Annotated in this window: 17 protein-coding genes and 1 pseudogene; 7 read left to right on the top strand and 11 right to left on the bottom strand. The window is 73.0% G+C overall.

Annotation, left to right across the window (positions count from 1 at the left end):
* Window positions 1-27 precede the first annotated feature (27 nt).
* Window positions 28-1,245, bottom strand: a complete 1,218-nt coding sequence (locus EDD90_RS20320) for a DUF4190 domain-containing protein (protein WP_123974389.1) — start codon at window positions 1,243-1,245, stop codon at window positions 28-30.
* A gap of 100 nt (window positions 1,246-1,345) precedes the next feature.
* On the opposite strand from EDD90_RS20320, the gene EDD90_RS20325 reads away from it, so the two are divergent.
* Window positions 1,346-2,551: a serpin family protein gene (locus tag EDD90_RS20325; protein WP_123974390.1), complete on the top strand. Its 1,206-nt coding sequence runs from the start codon at window positions 1,346-1,348 to the stop codon at window positions 2,549-2,551.
* Window positions 2,548-3,720, top strand: coding sequence for a serpin family protein (locus EDD90_RS20330; protein WP_123974391.1), 1,173 nt, complete (start codon window positions 2,548-2,550; stop codon window positions 3,718-3,720). Before EDD90_RS20325 ends, EDD90_RS20330 begins: the two co-directional genes overlap by 4 nt.
* On the opposite strand, the gene EDD90_RS20335 is transcribed toward EDD90_RS20330, so the two are convergent.
* From EDD90_RS20335 to EDD90_RS20345, 3 genes and pseudogenes are all read right to left on the bottom strand, one after another.
* Entirely contained in the window at window positions 3,717-4,544 is an 828-nt protein-coding gene (locus tag EDD90_RS20335) for an oxidoreductase (protein WP_123974392.1), read from the bottom strand. The genes EDD90_RS20330 and EDD90_RS20335 overlap by 4 nt on opposite strands.
* Before the next feature lie 45 nt (window positions 4,545-4,589).
* Window positions 4,590-5,141 (bottom strand): annotated as a pseudogene (locus EDD90_RS20340) (sensor histidine kinase); the annotation flags it as partial.
* Between the two features lie 19 nt (window positions 5,142-5,160).
* Window positions 5,161-8,178 (bottom strand): glycoside hydrolase family 2 TIM barrel-domain containing protein, encoded by a 3,018-nt coding sequence (locus tag EDD90_RS20345; RefSeq protein WP_123974394.1) that lies wholly within the window; start codon window positions 8,176-8,178, stop codon window positions 5,161-5,163.
* A 295-nt stretch (window positions 8,179-8,473) separates the two neighbouring features.
* Between EDD90_RS20345 and EDD90_RS20350 the strand changes: the two genes are divergently transcribed.
* Window positions 8,474-9,475, top strand: coding sequence for a LacI family DNA-binding transcriptional regulator (locus EDD90_RS20350; RefSeq protein WP_123974395.1), 1,002 nt, complete (start codon window positions 8,474-8,476; stop codon window positions 9,473-9,475).
* A 45-nt stretch (window positions 9,476-9,520) separates the two neighbouring features.
* On the opposite strand, the gene EDD90_RS20355 is transcribed toward EDD90_RS20350, so the two are convergent.
* Window positions 9,521-11,695, bottom strand: a complete 2,175-nt coding sequence (locus EDD90_RS20355) for a DEAD/DEAH box helicase (RefSeq protein ID WP_185149167.1) — start codon at window positions 11,693-11,695, stop codon at window positions 9,521-9,523.
* Between the two features lie 407 nt (window positions 11,696-12,102).
* On the opposite strand from EDD90_RS20355, the gene EDD90_RS20360 reads away from it, so the two are divergent.
* The gene (locus tag EDD90_RS20360) at window positions 12,103-13,578 is read left to right on the top strand and encodes a glycosyltransferase family 39 protein (protein ID WP_221305114.1); all 1,476 of its coding nucleotides are present in this window, start codon (window positions 12,103-12,105) and stop codon (window positions 13,576-13,578) included.
* On the opposite strand, the gene EDD90_RS20365 is transcribed toward EDD90_RS20360, so the two are convergent.
* From EDD90_RS20365 to EDD90_RS20375, 3 genes are all read right to left on the bottom strand, one after another.
* Complete coding sequence (locus EDD90_RS20365; protein ID WP_123974397.1) at window positions 13,579-14,070, bottom strand: PH domain-containing protein; 492 nt, start codon at window positions 14,068-14,070, stop codon at window positions 13,579-13,581. It abuts the gene before it with no gap.
* A 98-nt stretch (window positions 14,071-14,168) separates the two neighbouring features.
* Window positions 14,169-15,416 carry a hypothetical protein gene (locus EDD90_RS20370; protein ID WP_123974398.1) on the bottom strand — a complete coding sequence of 416 codons (1,248 nt, stop codon included), beginning with the start codon at window positions 15,414-15,416 and terminating at the stop codon, window positions 14,169-14,171.
* Window positions 15,413-16,750 carry a ThiF family adenylyltransferase gene (locus EDD90_RS20375; RefSeq protein ID WP_123981416.1) on the bottom strand — a complete coding sequence of 446 codons (1,338 nt, stop codon included), beginning with the start codon at window positions 16,748-16,750 and terminating at the stop codon, window positions 15,413-15,415. Before EDD90_RS20375 ends, EDD90_RS20370 begins: the two co-directional genes overlap by 4 nt.
* 221 nt (window positions 16,751-16,971) lie before the next feature.
* Between EDD90_RS20375 and EDD90_RS20380 the strand changes: the two genes are divergently transcribed.
* On the top strand, window positions 16,972-18,276 hold the full coding sequence (locus tag EDD90_RS20380; RefSeq protein ID WP_123974399.1) for a M14 family zinc carboxypeptidase: 1,305 nt from the start codon (window positions 16,972-16,974) through the stop codon (window positions 18,274-18,276).
* A gap of 61 nt (window positions 18,277-18,337) precedes the next feature.
* The gene (locus EDD90_RS20385) at window positions 18,338-19,012 is read left to right on the top strand and encodes a VOC family protein (protein ID WP_123974400.1); all 675 of its coding nucleotides are present in this window, start codon (window positions 18,338-18,340) and stop codon (window positions 19,010-19,012) included.
* Between the two features lie 152 nt (window positions 19,013-19,164).
* Here EDD90_RS20385 and EDD90_RS20390 read toward each other — a convergent pair whose 3' ends face one another.
* The 3 genes from EDD90_RS20390 to EDD90_RS20400 all read right to left on the bottom strand — a co-directional run bounded on the left by EDD90_RS20390 (window position 19,165) and on the right by EDD90_RS20400 (window position 23,038).
* Window positions 19,165-19,566 (bottom strand): MerR family transcriptional regulator, encoded by a 402-nt coding sequence (locus tag EDD90_RS20390; protein WP_260327957.1) that lies wholly within the window; start codon window positions 19,564-19,566, stop codon window positions 19,165-19,167.
* A gap of 191 nt (window positions 19,567-19,757) precedes the next feature.
* Complete coding sequence (locus EDD90_RS20395) at window positions 19,758-22,214, bottom strand: FtsX-like permease family protein (RefSeq protein ID WP_123974401.1); 2,457 nt, start codon at window positions 22,212-22,214, stop codon at window positions 19,758-19,760.
* A complete protein-coding gene (locus EDD90_RS20400) occupies window positions 22,208-23,038 on the bottom strand; it encodes an ABC transporter ATP-binding protein (protein WP_398924868.1) in 831 nt (276 codons plus the stop codon). Before EDD90_RS20400 ends, EDD90_RS20395 begins: the two co-directional genes overlap by 7 nt.
* 236 nt (window positions 23,039-23,274) lie before the next feature.
* On the opposite strand from EDD90_RS20400, the gene EDD90_RS20405 reads away from it, so the two are divergent.
* On the top strand, window positions 23,275-23,685 hold the full coding sequence (locus EDD90_RS20405) for a hypothetical protein (RefSeq protein ID WP_123974402.1): 411 nt from the start codon (window positions 23,275-23,277) through the stop codon (window positions 23,683-23,685).
* The last annotated feature ends 6 nt before the right edge of the window (window positions 23,686-23,691 follow it).

Consider the following 23,691-nt stretch of genomic DNA (forward strand, 5'->3'; position numbering starts at 1 on the left):
GGCACTTTCTCCCCGCTATAGCCGCGATCACACCTCCATGCCGGAGCCACTTCCTCCACTGCCGGAGCCGGCGCCTCCGCCGTCGCCGGAGGGCGGGGTGGTGGCGAGGCCCAAAGCCTTGCGGGCGGTGACCGTCCGCTTCGGGTCGAGCAACGCCGAGGCCTTGTCGTAGTGCGCGTAGTAGGTGTCCGCGTCCGTGGCCTGCGCGGCCTTCGCCCACTCCGCGCGGGCCTTGTCCAGGTCCGCGGCCAGGTCGTTCACCGGCCGCTTCGCGTCCGGGTCCCAGTCGTGCGCGCGCAGCGTCCCGGCCTGCTTGCCGAGGGCCGTGGCCACTCGGCCCGCCCAGGCCCGGTAGCCGGGCAGGTCGTCCTCGACGTACTCCGACTCGGGGACGGTGTCGAGGGCCGAGTTGAGGACGTGCGCGGCGTCGAGGTAGGCGATCTGGTCGGCGTCGAGTGTGCTCTCGTCGTTGCGCAGCGAACCGGACAGCTTCTTGCCCTCGGTCGTGCTGCCGAAGACGCAGGAGACCTCCCGGTCCCCGAACCCCCAACTGTCCTCGCTGGGCGTGAAGTGGTACACGTCGACGTCGTGGGGGATCGCCCAGCCGTCCATCGCGTAGCCGTCCTCCAGGGCGTAGCAGCGCTGGTCGGCCGAGTCACCGACGCTGCTGTCGCCCGGGTAGGCCGAGCCCTTGAGGTCGAAGGTGGCGAAGACCTCGCCGTCGTGCGTCCTTTCGCAGTCCACGACGGTGACGTCGGAGACCAGGTCACCGGTGAGCGCCCCGTCCGGGGTGTCGAAGCAGTCACCGGTGGACAGCGAGAGGCTGGAGCTGTCGTCGACGCCCTCCTTGACGCCCTGCCAGAAGTCGGCCGCGCCACCGGTGGCCAGCACCAGCACCGCCAGGGCCAGCCCGATCGAGGAGAACACCGACCCGGTGACCGCCATCGCCCTGCCGCGCTCGCCGCGTCTGCGTATCTGGCCCAGCGCAACCAGCCCGAGCACCAGCCCCACCCCCGGCAGACAGCACAGCAGCCCCAGCACGAGGGAGGCGATGGCGAGGCCGTTGACGGGCGCCGGGACGGCGTAGGGGCTGTAACCCTGCCCCCAGGGCTGGTACGGCGACGGGTACGGCGGCTGCTGCCCGTACGCCGCCTGTGGGTACTGCGGGTACTGCGGCAGGCCCGACTGAGGCGGCTGATACGGCCCTTGTGGCTGGTGGGGGCCGGGGGGCGGAGGTATGGACACCGGTACCGTGCTCCTGAGGGGGCGTTCGGCCGCGTGGAAACGGACGGCTGGACGTACGTACGACTGCGCGCATCGTAAGCGCGCCGTGATCGGGGGCGGAATGAGGGTCGGGACGACGGTCGTGCGCGCGGTGAACGGGCTGACCGCGCGCTGGGCGGCCGCCTCGGAGGGCGGCACGGCGTTCTCGGCGGCCGGGGTGTGGCCGCTGCTGGCCTTCCTGGCGGACGGGGCGGACGGTCCGGCGCGGGACGAGCTGGCGGCGGCCCTCGGCCTGCCGGCGGAGGAAGCGGCGGGCGCGGCACGGGAGTTGCTCGCCGGGATGGCTGGGATGTCCGGCCTGGACACCGCCCTGGGGGTGTGGACCCAGCGGACCCTGGAGCTGCGGGAGGCCTGGGCGGCCGGGTTGCCCGCCGACACCCACGGGGTGCTGACCGGGGACCCGGCGGCGGACCGCGAGGCGCTGGACGCCTGGGCCGTGCGGCGCACGGGCGGGCTGATCGACCGTATGCCGGTCGCGGTCGACCAGAGCACCGAGCTGGTCCTGGCGAGCGCGCTGGCGATGCGCACGCGCTGGCTGGCGCCCTTCGAGGAATGGCCGCTGCAGACGGCGTACGAGCCATGGGCGGCGGTGGAGCGGCTCGGACTGCGCCGCTCCAGCGTCCTGCTGGACCGTATCGGAGTGGCGGACACCCCGGACGGTTTCGTCACCGAGCTGAAGGTGCTGGGCGGCAACGCCCTGGACGTCCATCTGCTGCTCGGCGAGGAGCGGATGACGCCGGGGCAGGTGCTGGGCGCGGGTCTCGGCATCCTGGACGGCACCCACACGGTGGTGCCGGGCGGCCGGCTCCCCTACGGGGAACCCGGACCGGGCGTGAGCGTGGAAAAGGTGCGGTGCGAGCGCCCGCAGCAGCCGCGGCTCGACGTGACGACGGTGGCGTTCGACATGACGGCGAGCCACGATCTGCTGGAGCTGCACCGGCTGTTCGGACTCACCACGGCGAGGGACGCGTCCCAGGGACACTTCCCCGGCGTCAGCGACTTCCCGCTCGCCGTCGGCTCGGCCGAACAGGCCACGATGGCGAAGTTCGGTGCGCTGGGCTTCGAAGCGGCGGCGGTGACGGCGTTCGGAATGGCCGGGGCCGGCGCCCCGCCGCCGCGGCGGCATGTCACCACCGAGATCAGGGCCGCGTTCGACCGTCCCTTCGGCTTCCTGGCCCTGCACCGGCACTCCCGGCTCGTCCTCGCGGCGGGCTGGGTCACGGATCCCCTGCCCTTCCCCACGTACTCCTGGGAGGACGACCAATGAACGACACCGTCCGCGCCGTCAACGCGCTCACCGCCCGCTGGGCACGGCAGACCAGACGGGGCACGGTCTTCTCGGCCGCCGGTGTCTGGACCCTCCTGGCCTTCCTCGCCGACGGCGCCACCGGCCCCGCCCGGGACGAGCTGGCCCGTGCCGTGGGGATGCAGGCGGACCAGGCCGCCGCCGGTGCACGGGAGTTATTCATCGGGCTCGACTCGATGTCCGGCGTCGAGTCGGCCCTGGGGCTGTGGACCGACCGTGCCCTGGAGGTGCGCGAGCAGTGGGCGGCGGGGCTGCCCGCCGACGCGCACGGGGTGCTCGGCGACGATCCGGCGGCCTCCCAGGAGGCGCTGGACGCGTGGGCGGCGAAGCGTACCGGGGGGCTGGTGGAGCGGATGCCGGTCCGGCTGGGCGAAGCTGCGCGGATGGTCCTGGCGACCGCGCTGGCGCTGCGCACGGAGTGGCAGCATCCGTTCCGGGAGACGGTACTGCGGCCCGGCTCCGGGCCCTGGCAGGGCCGTACGCTGGCCGGCCTGCACCGCAGCAGTGTGCGGCCGGACCGGATCGGCGTGACCGACGGCCCGGACGGGCAGGTCACCACGCTGAAGGTGCTGGGCGGCAACGGCATCGACGTGCATCTCCTGCTCGGCGCGGAGGGGATGGCCCCCGGTCAGGTGCTGCACACGGGCATCGGCGTCCTGGAGCGGGCCCTGCCGGTGACGACCGGCGGACAGCTCCCCTACGGGCCGGCGGGACCGGGCGTGGTGGTGGAGCGGCAGCCGTCCGTCACCCCGGATCCGGTGCGGCTCGATGTGACGACCCCCGGCTTCGTGGTCCGGGCCGACCACGATCTGCTGCAGCTCCACGGCCTGTTCGGGCTGTCCACGGCCACGAACGCCCGCGAGGGGCACTTCCCCGGGATCAGCGTTGCGCCGCTGGCCGTCGGCGCGGCCGGGCAGTCCGCGGTCGCGGAGTTCGGCCCGCTGGGCTTCCGGGCCGCCGCGGTGACGGCCGTCGTGGCGGCGCCGGGCGGCGGACCGCCGCGGTACGCGCACGAGTCCACCGTCGTCCGGGCCGTCTTCGACCGGCCGTTCGGCTTCCTCGCCGTCCACCGCGGGACCCGGCTGGCGCTGGCGGCGGGGTGGGTGACCGACCCGACCGTGGCCGGCTAGTCGAAGTCGGTGGCCCGGGTGCGCTTCTCCCAGGCGGCGATGTCCTTTCGTACGGCGTCCAGTTGGGTCAGTACGGCGGTCACCGCGTCGTCGCCCAGGGGCAGGTGCAGCGGGGTCTCCTCCGCGTCCAGGGCGGCCAGGATCAGGGCGGCCGCCTTGGCGGGGTCGCCGGGCTGGCCGCCGTGGCCGCCCTCGACGGCGGCGCGGGTCCCGGCGACCTTGGCGTAGACCCCGGTGTCGGAGCTGGCCCCGGCCCTGCCGCTCTCGAAGAGGGCGGTACGGAACGCGCCCGGCTCCACGATCAGCACCTTGATGCCGAACTCCCGCACCTCGTCGGCGAGCGCCTCGGACATGCCCTCGAGGGCGAACTTCGTACCGCTGTAGGCGGAGAAGCCGGCGAAGGACATCTGCCCGCCCATGCTGCTCATCTGCACGATCGCGCCCGAGCGCTGCTCGCGCAGTTGGGGCAGGACCGCGCGCACCAGCGCGGCCGGGCCGAGGACATGCACGTCGAACAGGTCGCGCAGTTCGGCGTCGGTGGTCTCCTCGAAGGCGCCGACATGGGTGCGGCCCGCGTTGTTGACGAGGACGTCGATACGGCCGTGGCGGGCGATGACGTCCCGTACGGCGGGCTCGACCGCGGCGATGTCCGTGACGTCCAGCCGGACGGAGTCCACCCGGCCGGGGTGGGCGTCGGCCAGGTCCCGCAGTGCCTCGGGGCGGCGGGCGGCACCGACGACGGTGTCGCCCGCGGCGAGCGCGGCCTCGGCGAGCGCACGGCCGAAGCCGCTGCTCGCGCCGGTGATCAGCCAGACCCTGGTCATACGCCGTCTCCCCTGTTCCTCCGCTGCACGTTCAGCCAACCACCCTCACCCGGAAGGGAGTTCATGTCCAACGGGTTTCCGGAGCGGGTTCACCTCACCGGCGTAGGCCGGGCAGAGCGGCAGCCGTACGGTGAACACCGTGCGGCCGGGCTCGCTGTTGACGTCCGCCCGGCCCCCGTGGGCCGCGGACACGGCGGCGAGGATGGCGAGGCCGAGGCCGCTGCTGCCGGTGGCACGGGAGCGGGAGGCGTCGCCGCGGGCGAACCGTTCGAAGACCCGGGGCAGCAGGTCGGGCGGGATGCCGGGGCCGTCGTCGGCGACGCGGATCACCGCCTCGTGGGCGTCGCTGCGGACGGTCACGGTGACCTTGGTGCCAGGCGGGGTGTGGGTGCGGGCGTTGGCGAGGAGGTTGGCGACGACCTGGTGGAGGCGGTCCGGGTCGCCCTCGACCAGCATCAGGTTGCCGGGCATCAGGAACTCCCAGCGGTGGTCGGGTCCGGCCGCGCGGGCGTCGGCCACCGCCTCGGCGAGCAGCGGGCCGAGGCCGACCTCCTCGCGGGCCAGCGGGTGGCCGGTGTCGAGGCGGGCGAGCAGCAGCCCTGTCGGGTTCTGTTGCTCAGGTGGCCGGTGTGATGCGCAGCCTGATGGTGCGTGCTTCCGGGCGCAGGGCGAACTCCGGCCATACGTCGGGTCCGCAGGCGCGGGAGCCGAGGCCGTGCTGGGCCGCGTCGATGATCAGGTGGCTGGTGGTCGACTCCGGGAGTTCGAAGGGGTGGGCGGCGCGGTCGAGCTGCTGGGGGGTGTGGCGGCCGAGGGTGAAGCCGGGGCGCCGCCCGCGGGTGTCGGGGAGGGCGTCGAAGTGCAGGGCCTCGGTGTCGCCGCTGGTCAGGGTCAGCCGGCGGACCTGGGAGCGGTGGCCGGTCTCCTGGGGGCGGGCGTAGTCCGCGGAGAGCTCGCGGACGCCGGCCGAGAAGCGGCCGGTGCGGGCCGCGCGGATGCTGTCGGGGTAGGACTCCAGCGGGCCGAGGCCGAACCACTCCGCGCCGTCCACGGGTGCCGTCCCGTCGGGCAGTTCGAAGCGCACCCCGATCCGCGGCCACACCGAGGACCAGCCGCGTCCCGGCTCGATCTCCACGCGCAGTTCCAGCTCGCCGTCCTCGACCGTCCAGACGGACTCCACCGTCACCGACAGCGCGGAGTCCGCGGCGGAGACCCGGTCGACGGTGCGCAGGGCGTCCGTGGCCTGTTCCACGCTGATACGCCGTGCGGTCAGGCGGTCGAGCCCGTCGCGGCGCCACAGGTCGGCGCTGGACACGTCGGCCGTGCTGGCGTCGCTGCCCTCCAGCCGGTCGGCGGTGCCCTCGTCGTTGTCGGTGGGCGCCCGGAACAGTTCCAGCCGGGGGCCGGACACGGCGCGTCCGGCGAGGCGGGTGAGGGAGCCGCCGGTGAACTCGGCGATGCCGAGCGCCAGGGTTCCCTCGCCGTGCTGCCAGCCGGTGCGGGGCCGGACGGCGGGCACCGACCGCCGTACCGAGCAGTCCAGTTGGGCGGTGGCGATCTCGTGCCCGGCGGGAGCCCAGGCGGTGTCGGCGGCCAGGACGGCCTCGACCGTCAGCCAGGTCTCGGCGTCCGGGGCCGCCTCGACCGGCGGCAGCGCCACCCGCTCCGACGCGCCCGCCGCCACGACGGGGACCTCCAGTTCCCCGGCTGCCACGGGCTTCCCGTCGTGCTCGACGCGCCAGCGGAACCGCAGGTCGGAGGTGTCGGCGGAGTGCCGCAGGTTGGTGACCGCGAGCTTGCCGCCGTCGAAGGCGAAGCGGACCGGCTGGACGACCGCCTTGAACTCGTGGAGGCCGGGCGTCGGCACGTCGTCGCTGAGCACCATGCCGTCCATCACGAAGTTCCCGTCGTGCACGACTTCTCCGAAGTCGCCGCCGTAGGCGTGGTACGGGGTCCCGTCCGGGGCGGTGGCCAGGATGCCGTGGTCGCGCCACTCCCAGACGAACCCGCCGTGCAGCCGCGGGTACCGGTGGACGAGGTCCTCGTACTGGTCGAGGGCGCCCGGTCCGTTGCCCATCGCGTGGGCGTACTCGCAGAGCAGGAACGGCTTGGTGCGCTGCCGGGCGCCCTGGGCGGGGGTGCAGCCCAGCAGCGGGGCGGTGGAGCCGTCGGTGCCGATCTGCTCGGTCTCCGGGACCGTCGAGTACATGCGCGAGTAGACGTCGGTGTAGTCGCCGCTGTAGTCGCCCTCGTAGTGCACGGGACGCTCGGGGTCGCGGGCGTGCACCCAGGCCGACATGGCGGCGAGGTTGGACCCGGTGCCGGCCTCGTTGCCGAGCGACCAGAGCACGACGCTGGGGTGGTTCTTGTCCCGCTCGACGGTGCGCTCGATACGGTCCAGGCAGGCGGCGCGCCAGGCCGGGTCGTCGGTCGGGTTGCCCGTCCAGCCGACCTTGTCGAAGCCGTGGGTCTCCAGGTCGCATTCGAGGACGACCCAGAAGCCGAGTTCGTCGGCGAGGTCGAGCAGCCGGGGGTGCGGCGGGTAGTGGCTGGTGCGGATGGCGTTCACGTTGAACCGCTTCATCCGCGCCAGGTCCTCGCGGGCGTGCGCCTCGTCGAAGACCCGGCCGCGCTCGGGGTGGGCCTCGTGCCGGTTCATGCCGTGGAAGACGACCCGGCGGCCGTTGACCAGGAAGCGGTCACCGCGGATCTCGACGGTGCGGAAGCCCGCCCGCAGGGTGATGCTCTCGGCGGCCGAGGACACGGTGACGTCGTAGAGGCGGGGCAGCTCGGCCGACCACGGCTCGACGCCCGGGATGTCGAAGGGCGCCACGTCGGCCGCCGTCTCCCACACCCGCTCGACGCCCAGTTCGGGGATGCGCAGGGTGACGGGGAACGCGGCCGCCTCCGCGGTGAGCTGTGTCTCGACACGGCCGCGCCCGTCGTCGTACCCCGTGCGCAGCCAGACGTCCTCGATGCCGCCGGCCGGGCGGGCGAGCAGCGTGACGTCCCGGAAGATGCCCGGCAGCCACCACTGGTCCTGGTCCTCCAGGTAGCTGGCCGCCGACCACTGGTGGACCCGTACGGCGACGACGTTGTCACCGGGGCGCACGGCGGAGGTGACGTCGAACTCGTGGGCCAGCCTGCTGCCGCTCGCGCTGCCGATCTCGGTGCCGTTCACCCACACCTTGAACAGCGACTCGACCCCGTCGAACCGCAGCACGATCCGCTCGGCGTCGGACCAGTCGTCCGGGAGGTCGAAGTGGCGGCGGTAGTCGCCGGTGGGGTTCTCGTCGGGGACGTGCGGCGGGTCGATCGGGAACGGGAACTGGATGTTCGTGTAGATCGGCCGGCCGTAGGCTCCGTCGCCCTCCAGCACCCAGTGCGCGGGCACCGGGATGCCGTCCCAGCCGTGGTCGTCGAAGTCCCCGGCGGCGAACTCCGTAGCGACGGCCGCCGTGGGCGACAGCCGGAAGCGCCAGAGCCCGTTCAGGGAGCGGGAGGGGGCGTCGGAGTGCAGCCACGAGCGGGCCGGGCGCAGGGCGCCGTGCCAGGGTGCGGTGTCCGATACGTACGCGGAGAGCTCGGAGGGCAAGACGTCACAACCTTCCTGGTGATGGGGGGTGTCGGTCATCGGAGTACGACCGTGCGGTTCTCCCACGGCCCGAGGACGAGTTCGAGCCCGTCCCGTGACGGCTCAGGGATGCTGGGCCGGCCGGGCGGGTTGACGTTGGCACCTGGTGGCGCTGCCTTCTGGTTGGAACGAGGGGTCGAGAGCGGTACCGTGAGCGCTCACGGGAGCGGTAACGGGAAGCGATTGGGAGTGTGGGCTCCGGTCCGGCCGGGTGTCAAGGCTGAGGACGCCGGCCGGGGGGCATACTCGGTGTCCCTGCGACGCGGGCGCGTCGGCAATTTCGCGGAGGTGAGTGATGGCGTCGTCGGGGACCGGACCCCGCAGGGTGACCATCGACGATGTGGCCGAGGCCGCGGGCGTGTCCCGGCAGACCGTGTCACGGGCGCTCAACGACAAGGGCGAGATCGGCGTCTCCACCAAGCAGCGCGTCCTGGACGCCGCCCTCGCACTGGGGTACCGGCCGAGCAGGTTCGCCAGGGGGCTGGTGCGGCAGGACACGTTCAGCGTGGGACTGGTGATCCCCGATCTGCTCAACCCGTTCTTCACCGAGGTCGCCGCGGCCGCGCTGGACGCGGCCCGGGCCCGCGGCTGGCATGTGGTCGTGTACGACACCGGTGACCGTGTCGAGGAGGAGCGGGGCACGCTGGAGGTGATCGCCTCGCAGGTGGACGCGGTCGTGGGCTATCTGAGCCTGCCGGAGGACGAGATCGCGAAGCTCACCCGGGGACTCCCCGTGGTCCTCATCGACCGCAAGCACCGCACCGAGCGGTTCAGTTCGATCCGGATCGACGGCGAGGCGGGCGTCCACGCGGCGATCCGGCATCTGACCGGGGCGGGGCACCGGCGCATCGGCATGCTGGACCACGCGGAACGGTCCGAGCCGAGCGTCCGGCACGAGTGGTTCGACGGCGCGATGGCCGCGTGCGGACTGGACGCGGGTTCGGTGGCCCGCGCGGACCAGAGCGTCGAGGGCGGGGAGCGGGCGCTCCGGGAACTCCTCGCCCGGCACCCCGACCTGACCGCCGTGTTCGTCTTCAACGACATCATCGCCGTCGGGGCGCTGCGCGCCGCGCGCCGGCTGGGCCGGGAGGTGCCCCGGGACCTCGCGGTGATCGGCTTCGACGGTCTGCGGCTGGGCACGCTCGTGGAGCCGCCGCTGACCACGGTGGCCCTGGACACCCGCGGCCTCGGCGCGCTCGCCGTCGAACAGGCGGCCCGCCTGCTGACCGGAGGCGGCCCGCTGCGCGCCGACGAACTGACGGTGGGGGCGGAGCTGCGGGTGCGCGAGTCGGGGTAGGGGCTCACCCCTGCCCGGGAGTTCGGTACCGGCCGCCGGGGCCTGTCACGCCTCCGCCCGCTCGACGGGGTTCCCGTCCGTCATGCCCAGGCGTGCCTGTTCCTCCTCCACGATCCGCCGGGCCAGTTCGAGGTCCGAGACGTCGACCGCGTCCGGGGTGGCCTCGGCCACCGCGCTGCGGCGGGCGTAGGCGTCGAACAGACGGGTCTTGCGCTCCAGCATCCTCACCAGGCGTTCGTCCACTCCCCCGGTGGCGAGCAGGCGGTGCACACGGACCGGTCTGACCTGGCCCATGCGGTGGGCCCTGGCCACCGCCTGGTGTTCGATGGTGGGCTTGATCTGCGGTTCGCAGATGACCACGACGGAGGCGGCCTGCATGTTGAGGCCGACGCCCGCCGCCTGGATCTGCGCCAGGAGCACGGCAGGGCCCGGGGCGGTGGCGAAGTCGTCGACGAGCTGCTGCCGGCGTGCGGCCGGGACGCCACCGGTGAGCGGGCCGAAGACCGCGGTGCCGCCGTCGAGTGCCTCCTCGACCACGCGCAGGACGTCCTTGAAGTTGGAGAAGACCACGGTCTTCTGCCCGTTCTCGCCGGCCTCCTCGACGATCTCCCGGAGCCGTTCCAGCTTGGCCGACTTCTCCGGGCGCAGATACGCGGCCCTGCGCATCGCCATGAAGTTGCCGGCCCGCACGGCTTCCCGGTACGCCTCCTCGTCCGACGCGCTCAGCTCCTCCCACTCGTCGGTGTGCTGGAGGCTGGGGAGCTCCGTCAGCACGTCCTGCTGGTTGCGCCGCAGATAGACGGGGGCGACGGCCTTGCGGAAGGCGACCGAGCCGGCCAGGGCGTCCCCGTCGTCCAGGGACTCCGCGACACCCCGGTCGAGCATCCCGACCAGGTTGCGGAACTCCGCGATCCGGTTCTCCATCGGGGTGCCGGTCATGAAGAGGGTGCGCTCGCAGCGCTCCGCCCACTCGGCGACCGCCTGGGACCGTTTGGCCTTGGGGTTCTTCACGGAGTGCGCCTCGTCGACCACGAACAGGCCGACCTCGCCGCCGCCCGGTGCGGGAAAGCCGCGCAGGGCGTCGAACGTGGTCACCCCGACCCCGCCCCGTCCCTTCCAGTCGGCGAACGCGTCACGCCGGTCGGGGCCGTGCAGCAGCAGCACGCGCAGGGCGCTGCGGGCCTCGATCTCCCGGGTCCAGTTCACGAGGACGCTCGCCGGGCACACGACCATGAAGTGGCTCTGCCCCTCGGCGGCCAGGTGGGCCAGCACGGCGATCGCCTGGATGGTCTTCCCGAGGCCCATCTCGTCGCCGAGGATCACCTGGCGCTGTGCGAGGGCGAACCGCGCGCCGAACGCCTGGTAGCCCCGCAGGGAGACCCGCCGGTGCGAGTCGTCGAGGTGCTGGGCCCGGACCCGTTCGGCGATCTCGTCCGGCAGGAAACCCTCGGCGGCGGCCGCGTCGGGTGCGGCGCCGGAGATCTCCGCGAGCAGGCTGTAGTAGTCGGCGGAGCGGAGTTCGAAGTCCGCCCAGGCGGCGAGGTCGGACGACGGTCCCCGGAGCAGGTCCACCGAGGCCTGGGCGAACAGTTCGGGCAGCAGCGCCCGCTCCGCCTCCTCCACCAGTGTGCGCAGTCCGGTCACCGCCGTCAGCGCGCGGGCCTTCTTCTCCCGGCCCGCGAGGAGCATCCGGAACCGCCCGGCGGCGGGCCGTGCGTCGGCGAGCAGCGGCTCCAGCCGTTGTGACAGGGTGCCGGCCCGGTCGACGGCGCGCCGGGCGTCCGGGCCGGCCTCCACCAGGACGTGCAGCGCCGTGACGAGTGCGGTGGTGCTCGGTTCGGGCCGGTCCACGTCGATATGGACGGCGACGGTCTCGTACGCGGCGTCGGAGAGCCTGCGGGCGGCGGCGAGCATCTGGTCGACGGTGCGCTGTCCGACGCCGGGGATCTGCCGCAGCCGATAGGGGCCCGCCGCGAGCACGGCGCCCACGGTCCGCAGTCCGCTCTGCTCGACGCTGCCCAGCCGCAGCCGTCCCTCGGTGACGTCCTGCAGCCGGGCGACCGGGATGGCGTCGAGTTCCCGCCGCACCGCGGTGTCGTGGATCGGCGTCAGAACCGCCCGTACCGCCTCGACGGCCCCGCCGTGGTCGCCGACCACGTTCCGAGCCGCCTCGTGCAGCCGCGCAGCCCTCGCGACCACGTCCCGCTCCGCCCGCCCCACGCGCCCCGCCCCTTCCTTGCCGTCCCCGCATCCTCCCACCACGCGCACCGGCCGCCGACGGACTCCGACAAGCGGCCGACCGGCGCCGAGGAGCCCGCGATCGACGCCGAGAAGTCAGCGCGGAGCCGCCGCCCGAGGCCGATGAGCCGACGAAGCGATCGAGCCGTTGCCGAGGAGCCGACGGTGCGATCGAGCGGACCACCCGCGCGCCGGTTTGCCGTAGTGCGTCACTACAGGCTCGATCATGTGAGCGCGCCGGGGGGATCCGCGGGTTCCGGACCGGCCGCGATCCTGCCGCCCGATCCCCGAACTCCTATTCCGGTGCCGGATGCCGCAATTGACGTAGCGTCATACCACTTGCGGCATACGGCTTCCGTACTCGTGGGGTGCGCGGCTACGTTCTCGCCGTGACGGACTCCGGCCCGCAGCGTCGTGGCTTCGCCTGGCTCCCGGTCTCGGTGGTGGCGCTCGCGGTGATGGCGTTGCTGCTGATGTTCGCTTCGCGGTACGGCTATCACCGGGACGAGTTGTACTTCCGGGTGCTGGGCCGCCATCCCGCCTGGGGATACGTCGACCAGCCGCCCGGCACACCGCTGCTCACCCGCGCGTCGATCGCCGTGTTCGGGGACACCGTGCGCGGTCTTCGGGCGCCCGCCGTCCTGGCGGCGGGCGCGGTGGCGTACCTGTGCGCGCTGGTCGCCCGGGAGACCGGCGGCGGCCGTGGCGCCCAGACGCTGGCGGCCGCTGCCGCCTCGGGGACGCTCGTGCTGACCTTCGGGCATCTGTTCGTGACCACGTCGCTGGACATGGTCATATGGCTGGCCGTCGCCCTGTTCGCCTTCCGGGCGCTGCTGCGTGACCAGCCGAGGTGGTGGCTCGCCGTCGGCACGGTGGTCGGTGTGGGCCTCTACAACAAGCTGCTGGTGCTGCTGCTCCTGGCCGCGCTGGGTGCCGGTCTGCTGGCGGTCGGACCGCGCCGGGTGCTGCGCTCGTGGTGGCCGTGGGCGGGGACGGGGCTGGCCGCGCTGATCGGCGTACCGAACCTCGTCTACCAGGTCACCCATCACTTCCCGGTGCTGACCATGGCCGGCGCGCTCCGCTCGGACAAGGGCGCCCTGGGCGGCGTGCTGAACATCCCGTTCTTCTTCCTCACCGTCGGACCGCCGCTGTCGTACATCGCCGTGGTGGGCCTGCTCCGGGTGCTGCGCAATGCGGAGTTACGGCCCGTACGCGCCTTCGGCGTCGGCTATCTCCTGCTGCTGGTGCTGCTCTGCGCCGTCGCCGCACAGCCCTACTACGCCATGGGCATGGTGCTGGTGCTGTACGCGGTGGGTTCCGTGCCGGTGGCGCGGGGGCTGGCCGAACGGCGGCGCGGCCGGGCGCTGTTCGCGCTCCTCCTCGCACTGAACCTGGTGACCTCGGTGGCGTTCGCCCTGCCGGTGCTCTCCCTCCACAGCCAGGAGAAGCTGCACCTCGCCGAGGCCGACCAGGGACTCGGGGACGAGATCGGCTGGCCGCGCTACGTCTCCCAGATCGCCGCCGTCTACCGCCCCGGCGCGATCGTCATCACCGGCAACTACGGCGAGTACGGCGCCCTCGACCGCTACGGCGCCGCCCACGGCGTCCCCCGGCAGGTCCTCTACAGCGGCCAGAACGCCCTGCGCACCCTGGGCACCCCGCCCGACTCCGCCCGGACGGCCGTCGTCGTCGGCATCGACGACCGGGCCTGGCTGTCCGCCCAGTTCGCCGACTGCCGTGCCGAGGGCCGGCTGGACAGCGGCTACCACATCGACAGCGAGGAACAGGGCCGCGCCGTCTACCTGTGCCACGGCCCGGTGCGGCCGTGGCACGTCCTGTGGCCGCGTTTCCTGCACTACGACTGACTACTGGGCGCGGTGCTCCTCCACGTCCATGGCCTGGTTGATGACCTCGTTGAGGTGCTCGGGATCGGGGACGTGCTTGAGGGTGAGCAGGCCGTGCTCGGAGGCGGACTGGATGGAGACGGTGCCCTCGTGCAGGATGCGCTCCCACAGAGTGGCCCTGAACGACACGTCGTTGATCCGCGACAGCGGAATGCTGTGCTCGGTCTTGGTCAGGAAGCCGCTGCGCCGGTAGATCCGCTTCGAGGTCACGAGGTACACGGTGCCGCGCCAGGCGAGCAGGGGTATGAGCCAGAGCCAGAGCGAGGCGATCACCGCGAGGCCGGCCACCACGTAGTCGGCGGCGGGGCCGAAGTCCAGCAGCCAGAACAGCACGCCGGCCACCAGCCAGACCAGGACCAACAGGACGAACTCCGTGAACAGTTCCGTCCAGTGCTGGCGTGTGGCGTACACCAGCTCCTCGTCATCCGCGAGGTATCTCTCCGCGTAACCCATTACAGTCCTCTCGACCCGACCGGCGCTGTGCCGCGCAGAGCCTACACAGCGGTGGTTACGCGGATTTCACGAGTTCAGGCGGCACACCCGAGGCGGCTTCAGCCCGTTGCCGCGGACCGGCCCGCGCGGCGCGAGCGGCGGTTGCGCCACCGGGTCACCAGCCACAGGACGTTGACCCCGCCCAGGGTGACCAGCACCGCGGCCGAGTCGGCGATGCGGGCGAGGCCGTGGCCCGGTCCAAGGCCCCGGGCGGCGCGGACCAGCAGGGTGATGTCGGCGGGGAGGGTGACGGCGGCCATGAAGGCCAGACAGACCACCGTGCCCGCCACGAGGACGGCGCTGTAGAGACGGACGGCCCGGCGCTCGTGCGGGGGCAGCCGGGTGCTGGGGTCGGCGGCCCCGCCCCGGCGCCCCGGGGGCCGCATCGTCCTGCGGAACACGTAACGGGCGTAGGCGAGTCCGTCGCCGTACAGGTTCCGGCAGCCGGTGAGGTCCTGGAGGACGAAGTACAGGTCGGTGCGGGTGAACACCATGAACTGGAAGGGCAACGGCAGCAGCGCCAGCAGCAGGGCCGCGGCCAGGATCCGGTGGGTCGTCGTTGCGGTGTCCGTGGCGGCGAGGACCAGGAGCAGGGCCGACGCGACGGACAGGTTGAGCGCGATGCCGGCGAGGTAGGCCGTCAACCGGTGGCGGCGGGGGGCCAGTTCGATGCCGCTGATGTCCGTCTGCATGACCAGGAACTGCAGCCGGGTGCCCAGCCGCATCTTCCCCGGGACGCCGGCCGCCCGGGCGGTGACCAGGTGCGCCAGCTCATGGGCCAGCAGCAGCGTCCAGCCGGCCGCCGCCCCGGTGAGCAGGACCAGGCTGCCGTGCGGGCTCCACAGCAGGTCGCGGTAGCCCGGGAGCAGGTCGGGGCGGTGGAGGAGGACCGCCACGGCGGCCAGCAGCAGGGCCCCGACGAGGACGGGCAGCGCCGGGTGCAGGGCGTAGCGGACGTGGTGGGGGCGCAGCCGTGGGAGGGACGCGCGCGGTGGTTCGGGGTCCGGAACCGGGTGGTCCCCGATCCGCGCCACGAACCCCAGAGCGGCCAGGTCCCTGACGAAGTCCGGGATGTCGAGTTCCTCACCGGTCTCGGCGCACAGGATCTCCGCGGTACGGCCCACGCTCAGCCCCTCGCCCAGGAGTTCCACGGCACGGGCCCCGGCCGCCGGCAGGGCGACGAAGGTCCGGGTGGCCATACGGCCCACGATCCACTCGTCCCGGTCACGCCGTACACCGAGGTCGTGCAGCAGGACGCGCGTCGACGGCTCGATCCGGGGGACGCCCTCCGCGGCGGTGTCCGTCACGAGGGGTCCGGGAGGGCCGAGGGGTCCAGCGGGGCCGGGCTCGCCGCCGCTGCCGCGCCGCATGCCGGGCAGTCGGGGCGGCGCTCCGCGCGTTGCATGACCGGGTCGCCGGGCATCATGAGGTTGAGGCCGAACCGGTAGCCGGGATCGATCCGGGGGATCCCGCACAGCAGCATCAGCGCGGCGTGGGCCAGCAGGCTGCCGGACAGGCCCGCGGTCACGGCGTTGACCGGGTTCCACGGCATGCGCGGTGAGGCGACCTCCTCGTCCTGGCCGGGCGCGAGCCGCAGATCGCGGCGCTCGGCCTCGGCGCTGCGCAGACACTCCCAGCACGCGCCCCGGCCGGGCGCGAAGACCCCGACGCTCACCAGGGGCCCGCGATAACCGGCCTCGGCCCACGGTGTGCCGGAGGCGAGACAGACCTGGTTGGCCCATCTGCGGATCACGGCGGGACGGTCGGCGGCGAGGAGGAGTGCGTCGTACCGCGAAGCGGTGCCGGGACCGCCGGGGCTACCGGGACCGCCGGGGCTACCGGGAACACCCGGACCGCCCGGGCCACCGGAGGCACCGCGGCCGCCCGGACCGCCGGAAGCACCAAAACCGCCAAGACCACCGGAACCACCGGAACCACCGGAACCGCCGGCACCACCGGTCAGCAGGTCTTCGAGGTCCGCCGGGCCGTGTACCTCGCGGCGTTCGCCGGTGACCGTCGTGTCCGAGTTCAGGGCGCGCAGCGCCGTCAGTGCCGCGTCGATCTTCGGCGTGCCGAGGTCGCGCTCGCGGAAGAGGGTCTGGCGGTTGAGGTTGGACAGTTCGACGACGTCCGGTTCGACGCAGTGCAGCCGTCCGACCCCGGAGGCCACCAGGTCCCGTGCGGCGGTTCCGCCGGTACCGCCGACACCGATCAGCAGGACCCGGGCGCGGCGCAGCCGCAGTTGCGGCTCCCACGCGCTCTCCCTCGGCCCGAGGTCCATCCAGCGCAGCAGCGTCATACCCCTGCCGTACCGCTCGCGTTCCCGTCCGGACAGCTCGGCCGACGGCTCGGCTCCGGCGTCCTCCACGTACCCGGCCGTGGTCAGGTCCGTGATCGCCTGGACGATGTCCGGGTCCGGCAGCGACAGCCCCGGGTGGTGGCGGGACACCTCGGTGACGATGTCCGCGGGACTCCGCGTACCGTCCATGGCCTCCACGAGCGTCCACACCCAGCCGTCGGGATCCAGGACCTCGGCGCCGATGCCGTGCACGACACTCCCGATCCGTACATGGCCGTCGACGGTCCGGTAGGCCCGGTGTTCCGGCTTGATCCGAGGCCGCCGCATCGCGGGCACCGTCATCTTCACGCCAATCTCGTGAGCCCCAACTACCCGAACAAAAGCGGACGTTGACAAGAGTTGTCGGCCGAGCCAACTCTGGCAAGAGCACCTCGAACACGGCACGCCCCAACCGGCGACGGAAGGACACGGCATGGCGAACAAGATCGAGATCCGGCCGCTGGACAAGAAGGAGACCACCGGCGACAGCGGTGGCAACGGCGGCTCGTGACCGGACGCGGATGATGGACCGTTATCCCACGGTCGCGGAAGTCTCCGATTCGGCGCGGCAGTTGGTCTCCCGGTTCCCGGGGTCCGGCCGGCTGCGCCGGATCGGCACGTCCCGTGCCGGTCGCCCGGTCGAGATGCTGTCCGTGGGACACGGGCCGCGTCATGTCCTGGTGGTCGCCCGGCCGCATCCCGACGAACCCGTCGGCGGCGCGACCGCGCTCGCCCTGGCGGAGCGGCTGGCACGCGGCGACCGCCTGTCCCCGGCGATCGACCCCGCCCTCGTCACCTGGGACATCGTCCTCTGCCTGGATCCGGACGGTGCCGCACTGAGCCGGGGGATCGAGGAGGCGACGGCCGGCCCCGGCCACACCCTGGACGCCTACTACCGCAGCGCCTACCGCCCGGTCGCGGCGGAGCAGCCGGAGTGGGCGCCGATCGAGTCGGCGCAACTCCCGGAGACGCAGGCCCTGTTCGATGTGATCGACGAACTCGGGCCGGTTCTGCAGTGCTCCCTGCACGGCGTCGAAGCGGGCGGCAGCTGGGTCCAGTTGACCCGCGGCCTCCCCGGACTCGGGCGCCCTTTCCGGGCGTCCGCCGCGGAGCTCGGCATCCCGGTCCAGCGCGGCACGTTCGACGCCCTGTACTGGGAGAACCCCGGCCCCGGGGTCTACGTGCTGCCGCCGCCGGACAGCACCGGCCGGCTGGCGGCCGGGTCCGAGAACATCGGCCGGTCCACCTGGTGTGCGCCCCAGCGGTACGGCGGTGTCACCGCGATCGTCGAAGTGCCCATGTGGGCGAGCGAACTGGCCGCCGACCCGTCCCCGCACCCGGACGCCGCCGGCGCGCTGCGCGACCTGGCCGCGCTGGTACGGGACGGCGGACAGCAGGTGACCGCCGTCCTCGACAAGGCGCGCACCTTCCTGCCGCCGGCCGCGGACAATCCGCCCCGACGCGTGCTGGAGTGGATGTCCGACGGTCTGTACGACCTGGTCGCCGACTCCTGGGAGCCGCTCGCCCGGCAGGCGGCCGACGGTCCCCGGCGTCTGACGACGGCCCAGGTCTGCGCCCTGGACATCGTGGCCCGCCGCCAACCGCTCCGCGCCGCGGGCTTGTTGCTACGGCTGCTGGCCGCGGCGGACGACACCGCCGCCCCGGGGCTGCACCGGGATCTCGACGAACTCTTCACCGCCTGGTGCGCGGACTTCGAGCAGGCCCTGCGGCTGCGCTGGGTTCCGGTGCGCGACCAGGCCGAGCTGCAGGCCCGTACGGTCGTGGCCGCCGCCGGGACCGCGCTGACGACGGGAACCGCCCCCCGTTGAAACGCGACCCGACGACGTCGTCCCCGCCGCGCATCGCCAGGGCCCTGGCATCATCACCCGCATGGACGCCATCGGAAACCCGGACATCCTCAGGGCGATCGCGGACGAGCTCGGTGACTGGCGCAAGCTCGCCCAGCCCCTCGTGGCCCGCTACCGGGTCGCGGACGGTGTCGGCGGCGCCGAGTTCGCGGCGGCCGTCGCACGTGAGGCGGCCGCTTCCCGGTACGACATCCCGGAGGTCCGTCTCGGGCCGGGACACGTCGACATCACCCTGTACAGCGTGGACCCCGGGAGCGGCCGGCGCGGGGTGACGGCAGGGGACCTCGACCGGGCTCGCGCCATCACCCGGCTGGCGAAGGAGCACGGTCTGACCGCCGTCCCCGGCGAGGTCACCCAGATCGAGCTCTGCGTCGACACCGCCGCGGATGCCGTGCTGGGGCCGTTCTGGGCCGCGCTGCTCACCGGGGACCCGGAGAACACCCCCGTGACCGACACCGTCTTCGATCCCACGAACCGGGTGCCCGGTACGTGGTTCCAGCGGACCGACGCCCACCCGACTCCGCGTCAGCGCTGGCACATCGACCTCTGGCTCGCGCCGGAGGCGGCGCCGCAGCGCATCGCGCTCGCCCTCGCCGCCGGGGGCACCTTGGTCGATGACACGGATCCGTCGTTCACCGTGCTCGCCGACCCCGAAGGCAACAGAGCGTGCGTCTGCACCGCGCTCGGCCGGGGCTGAGGCCACGCCGGCCTGGCGGTTCCGCCGATCGTCCACGGCGCGCTACGCGTCCCGGCGCAGGGCGGCGGCCGTCCACTCACGGGCTGCGGCCGCCCGGTCCGGGTCCGGCTGGGGCGTGCCGTTGATCGTCGCCACCAGGGAGTGGTACCTGGTCAGCAGCTGCAGGCCGGTCGACGTGGCAGCCCACTGTGCCGCCCTGCCGTCCGGGTCGAACTCGACGATGCTGCGCCGGGCCCTGTCGACGTCCGCAGCGCGGCGCGGCGGGCCCGGAACTGACGCAACCGGTCCTCGACCAGGCGCAGATGCGTGACGGCCAGGTCGTGCAGGGTGGTTTCCGCGGCCAGCACCCGGCGGATGTCGTCCAGGCCGGCCCCCAGGTCGCGCAGGGTGCGCACGAGTTCGAGCCGGGCGATGGCATGCACGTCGTACCGCCGGAAGCCGCCGTCGGTGAGGCCGGTGGGCGTGACGACGCCCTCGTCGGCGTAGAACCTGATCGCGCTCACGCTCAGGCAGGTGCGGCGGGCGACGTTCCCTATGGAGTAGAGCTCGTTCACACCCGTCACTATGGGATCTCAAGCGACTTGAGAGTCAAAGGGGGCGGCGGCCATGTGCCGCTCCCCCCTCCGATACGTGCTTCAGTCGACCACGTGCTTGAGTCGGCCAGGCTCGTTCCGGCGGTGGCGGCCGTCGGTCCGAGGTGGTCGCGCCCGGGTGCGCAGGGCTTCGGGGCCCCGCGACCTGCGCTCTATTCGCGGATGCCCGCGACGTCGATCGCCCGTCGGCGGGTCTCCCGTCCGGTCGCCCCGGACGCGGTGACGACTGTGACGACGGCGCAGAGCGCGACGGTCCCCAGGACCTGCGCCCAAGGGATCACCGTCGGCGCGTCCGTCACGAGTCTGCTCAGCGAGACGTGCTGGGACACCGCCGCGAGTGCGGTCGCCACGGCGGCGAGTACGGTGCCGACGACCACCGCCACGGCGGCCTCGGCGGCAGCGACCTTCAGGATCTGACCGCGCACCGCGCCGGCCAGCCCGAGCAGGGCGAACTCCCGCCGCCGCCCGGCCATCGCCATGATCAGGGTGTTGGCGACCGCGATCAGCGCATAGGCCAGTGCGATCCCCAGGATGACCACCGCGGCGTTGTTCGTCTGCCGGGCGGCGTGCTCGTGCTGGGCCTCCAGGTAGGCGTCATGGGTCAGGAGGCGGGCGTCGGAGCCGGCCAGCGCCCGGTTCACCGCAGCCGTCCGCTGCTCGTCGAGCGGCCGGCCGGCGCCCGCCGTCGAGTCGAGGTAGACCTGGTTCGGCGGCACCGCGCCGGTCAGTGACGCGGACACATAGGTGTCGTCGCCGGTCAGACCGCGCGCGACGACCGCCGCGATGACGGTGGGAACCTTCTCGCCGGTCGGCAGCAGCGTGATCACGTGGTCCCCGGCCGACAGGTCGTCGGACTGGGCCGCGTGCTCGTCGATGACAAGGAAGTTCTCCGGCGGCGAGGCGAGCGAACCGGAGACCAGGGGCGGTGTGACGGTGCTGCCCAGCGCCGTCGCGGGTACGGCGTCGGTGGTCAGCGAGTCGATCTGCTCTCCCTTGGCGGTACCGATCCGGATGTTCATCGAAGCGACGGGGGTGACCCGGACCCCAGGCACGGCCGTCAGCCGCTCCAGCGTGCGGGCGTCGATCCCGGAACCGCCGGGCACGACGACGTCCGCCGCCTGGATCTCCTGCCGCTGGCGGACCAGGACCGCGGCGTCACCGGACTTCTGCATCGTCAGCAGGGCACCGACCAGCCCGACGGCCACCACGATCGGCGCCACCGTGGCGGCCGTACGCCGTCGCGAGGTGAGGATGTTCTCGCGCACCAGCAGCGGTCCGGCCTTGGCCGAGCCGCGCAGCGGGCCGGTCAGCAGCCGGGTGACCGGTCGCAGCAGGATCGGCGCGAGCAGGGTGACCGCGCCGACGTAGAGGAGCGGCACCGCCTCGTACCGGCGGGCACTGGCCGCCAGATACGGCGAGGTCCGGGAGATCACGATCCCCGCGACGACCGCGCCGATCAGCATCCCGATCCCGAGCAGCCAGCGGATCGGCGTCATCCCGCGACGCTCCACCACGCTCTCGCGCAGCACCTCGATCGGCCGGATCAGCGAGACCCGGACGAGGGTGGCGGCCGAGCCGGCCAGCGCCGCGGCCACGCCGACGACGAAGGAGATCAGCAGCGGCAGCGGGTTGAAGGGGATGGTGAACCAGGACGGGGCGACGTCGTGGTCGAGCATCCAGGAGCGCAGCGGCACGGTGCACAGCGGGGCGAGGACGCAGCCGACGGCCGCCGCCGCCAGGCCGATCAGCATCGCCTCGCCGAGTACCATGCGCCGCACCTGCCGCGGCGCGGCACCCACCAGCCGCAGCAGCGCCAGTTCGCGACGGCGCTGCTCGGTGGCGAAGGCGAAGGTCGCGATGACGACGAACACCGCGACGCACACCGCGAGTCCGGTCGTACTGCCTGCCATCGCCTGGGCGTTGGCCAGCGCCTCGGCGCCGCCGGTGTCGTCGGGGTCGATCCGCTTCAGGTCGTCGCCGCTGAGGACCAGGGCCCGGCCGCCCACGAGGGTGGACACCCGGCTCGCACTCTGGTCGGTGACCAGTGCGTTGACGCCGGGCGACAGGCGCTCCGCCTCGGCACTGCTGAAGAAGACCGCGTTCTCGAACCAGAGCGCGTCGGTGACCCCCACCACCCGGTAGGGGCCGGCGCCGTCGGCCGTGACGGCCTCGATCCGACGTCCTGTCAGCGACTTGGTGCCGCCCGCGACGACGATCTCGTCCGCGGCCCTGGGCGCGCGCCCGGCCAGGAGGTGGTAGCCCGCGAAGGCGGCCGAGGTCCAGGGGTGGCCGGTCGTCGCCCCTGAACCGATGCTCAGCCGTACCGGGAAGCTGCGGTCGGCGGTGGCCTTCCCGGCCGCCGTCACCTTGGTCACGACGTCGGCGGGCAGTACCGCGGGGGCCTTCATCGGGCGCCCCTCGAAGCCCTGCGGCGTGACGGCGGTCGAGGCTTCCTTGAACCGCTGCGGCCCCGGATGCGGCGTGCCGAAGGTGGCCGCCAGGGTCAGCGTCATCATGCCGATCATCGTCGTGCCGAGGGCGAGGGCGAGGAAGGCGCCCACGAAGCCCATCAGACGGTGCCGGAGGGTGGCTGCGGCGATGCTCAGCACGGCTTCGTCCCGCTCTCGCCCGGCTCCAGCGCGGCCATCCGCAGGGCCACGGTCTCGACCGTCGGCTCGAACAGCTCACCGGTCACCCTGCCGTCGGCGAGGAAGACGACCCGCTGGGAGTACGAGGCGGCCACCGGGTCGTGCGTGACCATGACCACCGTCTGCCCGTGCTGCTCGACGACGCCGCGCAGCAGCGCCAGGACCTCACGCGCGGTACTCGAGTCCAGCGCACCGGTCGGCTCGTCCGCGAAGATCACCTTGGGCCTGGTCACCAGCGCCCGCGCGATCGCGACGCGCTGCTGCTGGCCACCCGACAGTTCGGCGGGCCGGTGCTCGCCGCGCTCGGCGAGACCGACCTCGGCCAGCCCCTTGTCGATGGCCGCCGGATCGATCGGACGCCCGGCCAGGCGGAGCGGCAGCTCGATGTTCTGCCGGGCCGTCAGCGCCGGGATCAGGTTGAAGGACTGGAAGACGAAGCCCATGTGCTCGCGGCGCAACTCGGTCAGAGCCCGCTCGGAGAGCCGGTGCAAGGGCGCGCCGTCCAGCAGGATCTCGCCCGCGTCGACCCGGTCGAGGCCCGCCGCGCACTGCAGCAGCGTCGACTTGCCCGAGCCGGAAGGCCCCATGATGGCGGTGAAGGTGCCCGCCTCGAAGCCGACGTCCACCCCGTCGAGCGCCCGCACCGTGTTGTCGCCGCGGCCGTACGTCTTGTACACGCCCTCAAGCCGCGCCAGCACGCCGGAGCCGTCGCCCGCCGATAACGTCCCGGTGCGCGCGTCACGACGCTGTTCGTCGCGGTTACGGTCTGTGATTCTGTTGAGCAAGGACTTGGACCTCTCGGAGTTCTCAGGTGGGTTGACGTACGGACGCTCCCGATGCGGGCCCCGCGAAACGCGAATCCCGCTCACTTCCCAGAAGAACGCTCCACAGTCCCTCGATACCTGAGCACCGGACCTGGTTTGATCTGGTCTTGACCAAGCCCCCTTGATCAGCCGCCGGTAGCGGGGCGGCGATTTACCACCGCTACTCCCCAGCGGCGAGGGCCGGTTACGGTTCCGGGATGCTGACGAACCTGATCGCTCGGACGCCCGCCCGTCTGGGGCGCATCCTGCTCGCGGTGGCCGTCTTACTGTTGGCGTGGACCGTGTACCTGGGCTCCGTCATGGGCGGCGAGGTGCCGGCGCAGAACTGGTCGGTGTCCTGGACCGGCCTCGATCTGCTCGAGGTCGCCACACTGACCGCCACCGGCCTGCTGGCGATACGAAGGAGCCGCGCGGCCTCGCCGGTCGCCGCCGCGGCCGCGGCGCTGCTGCTGCTGGACGCCTGGTTCGACGTGATGACCGTGGACGGCCCCATCGACTGGTACATCGCGTGCGCCATGGCCCTGGGCGTGGAACTGCCCGCCTGTTACGTGATGATACGTCTGTCGAAGACCGCTTTGGACTGGCCCGGCCGGCCTCCTGGTGATTGAGCAGAC

It is taken from the genome of Streptomyces sp. Ag109_O5-1 (genome assembly GCF_003814875.1).
Lineage (GTDB): Bacteria > Actinomycetota > Actinomycetes > Streptomycetales > Streptomycetaceae > Streptomyces > Streptomyces sasae.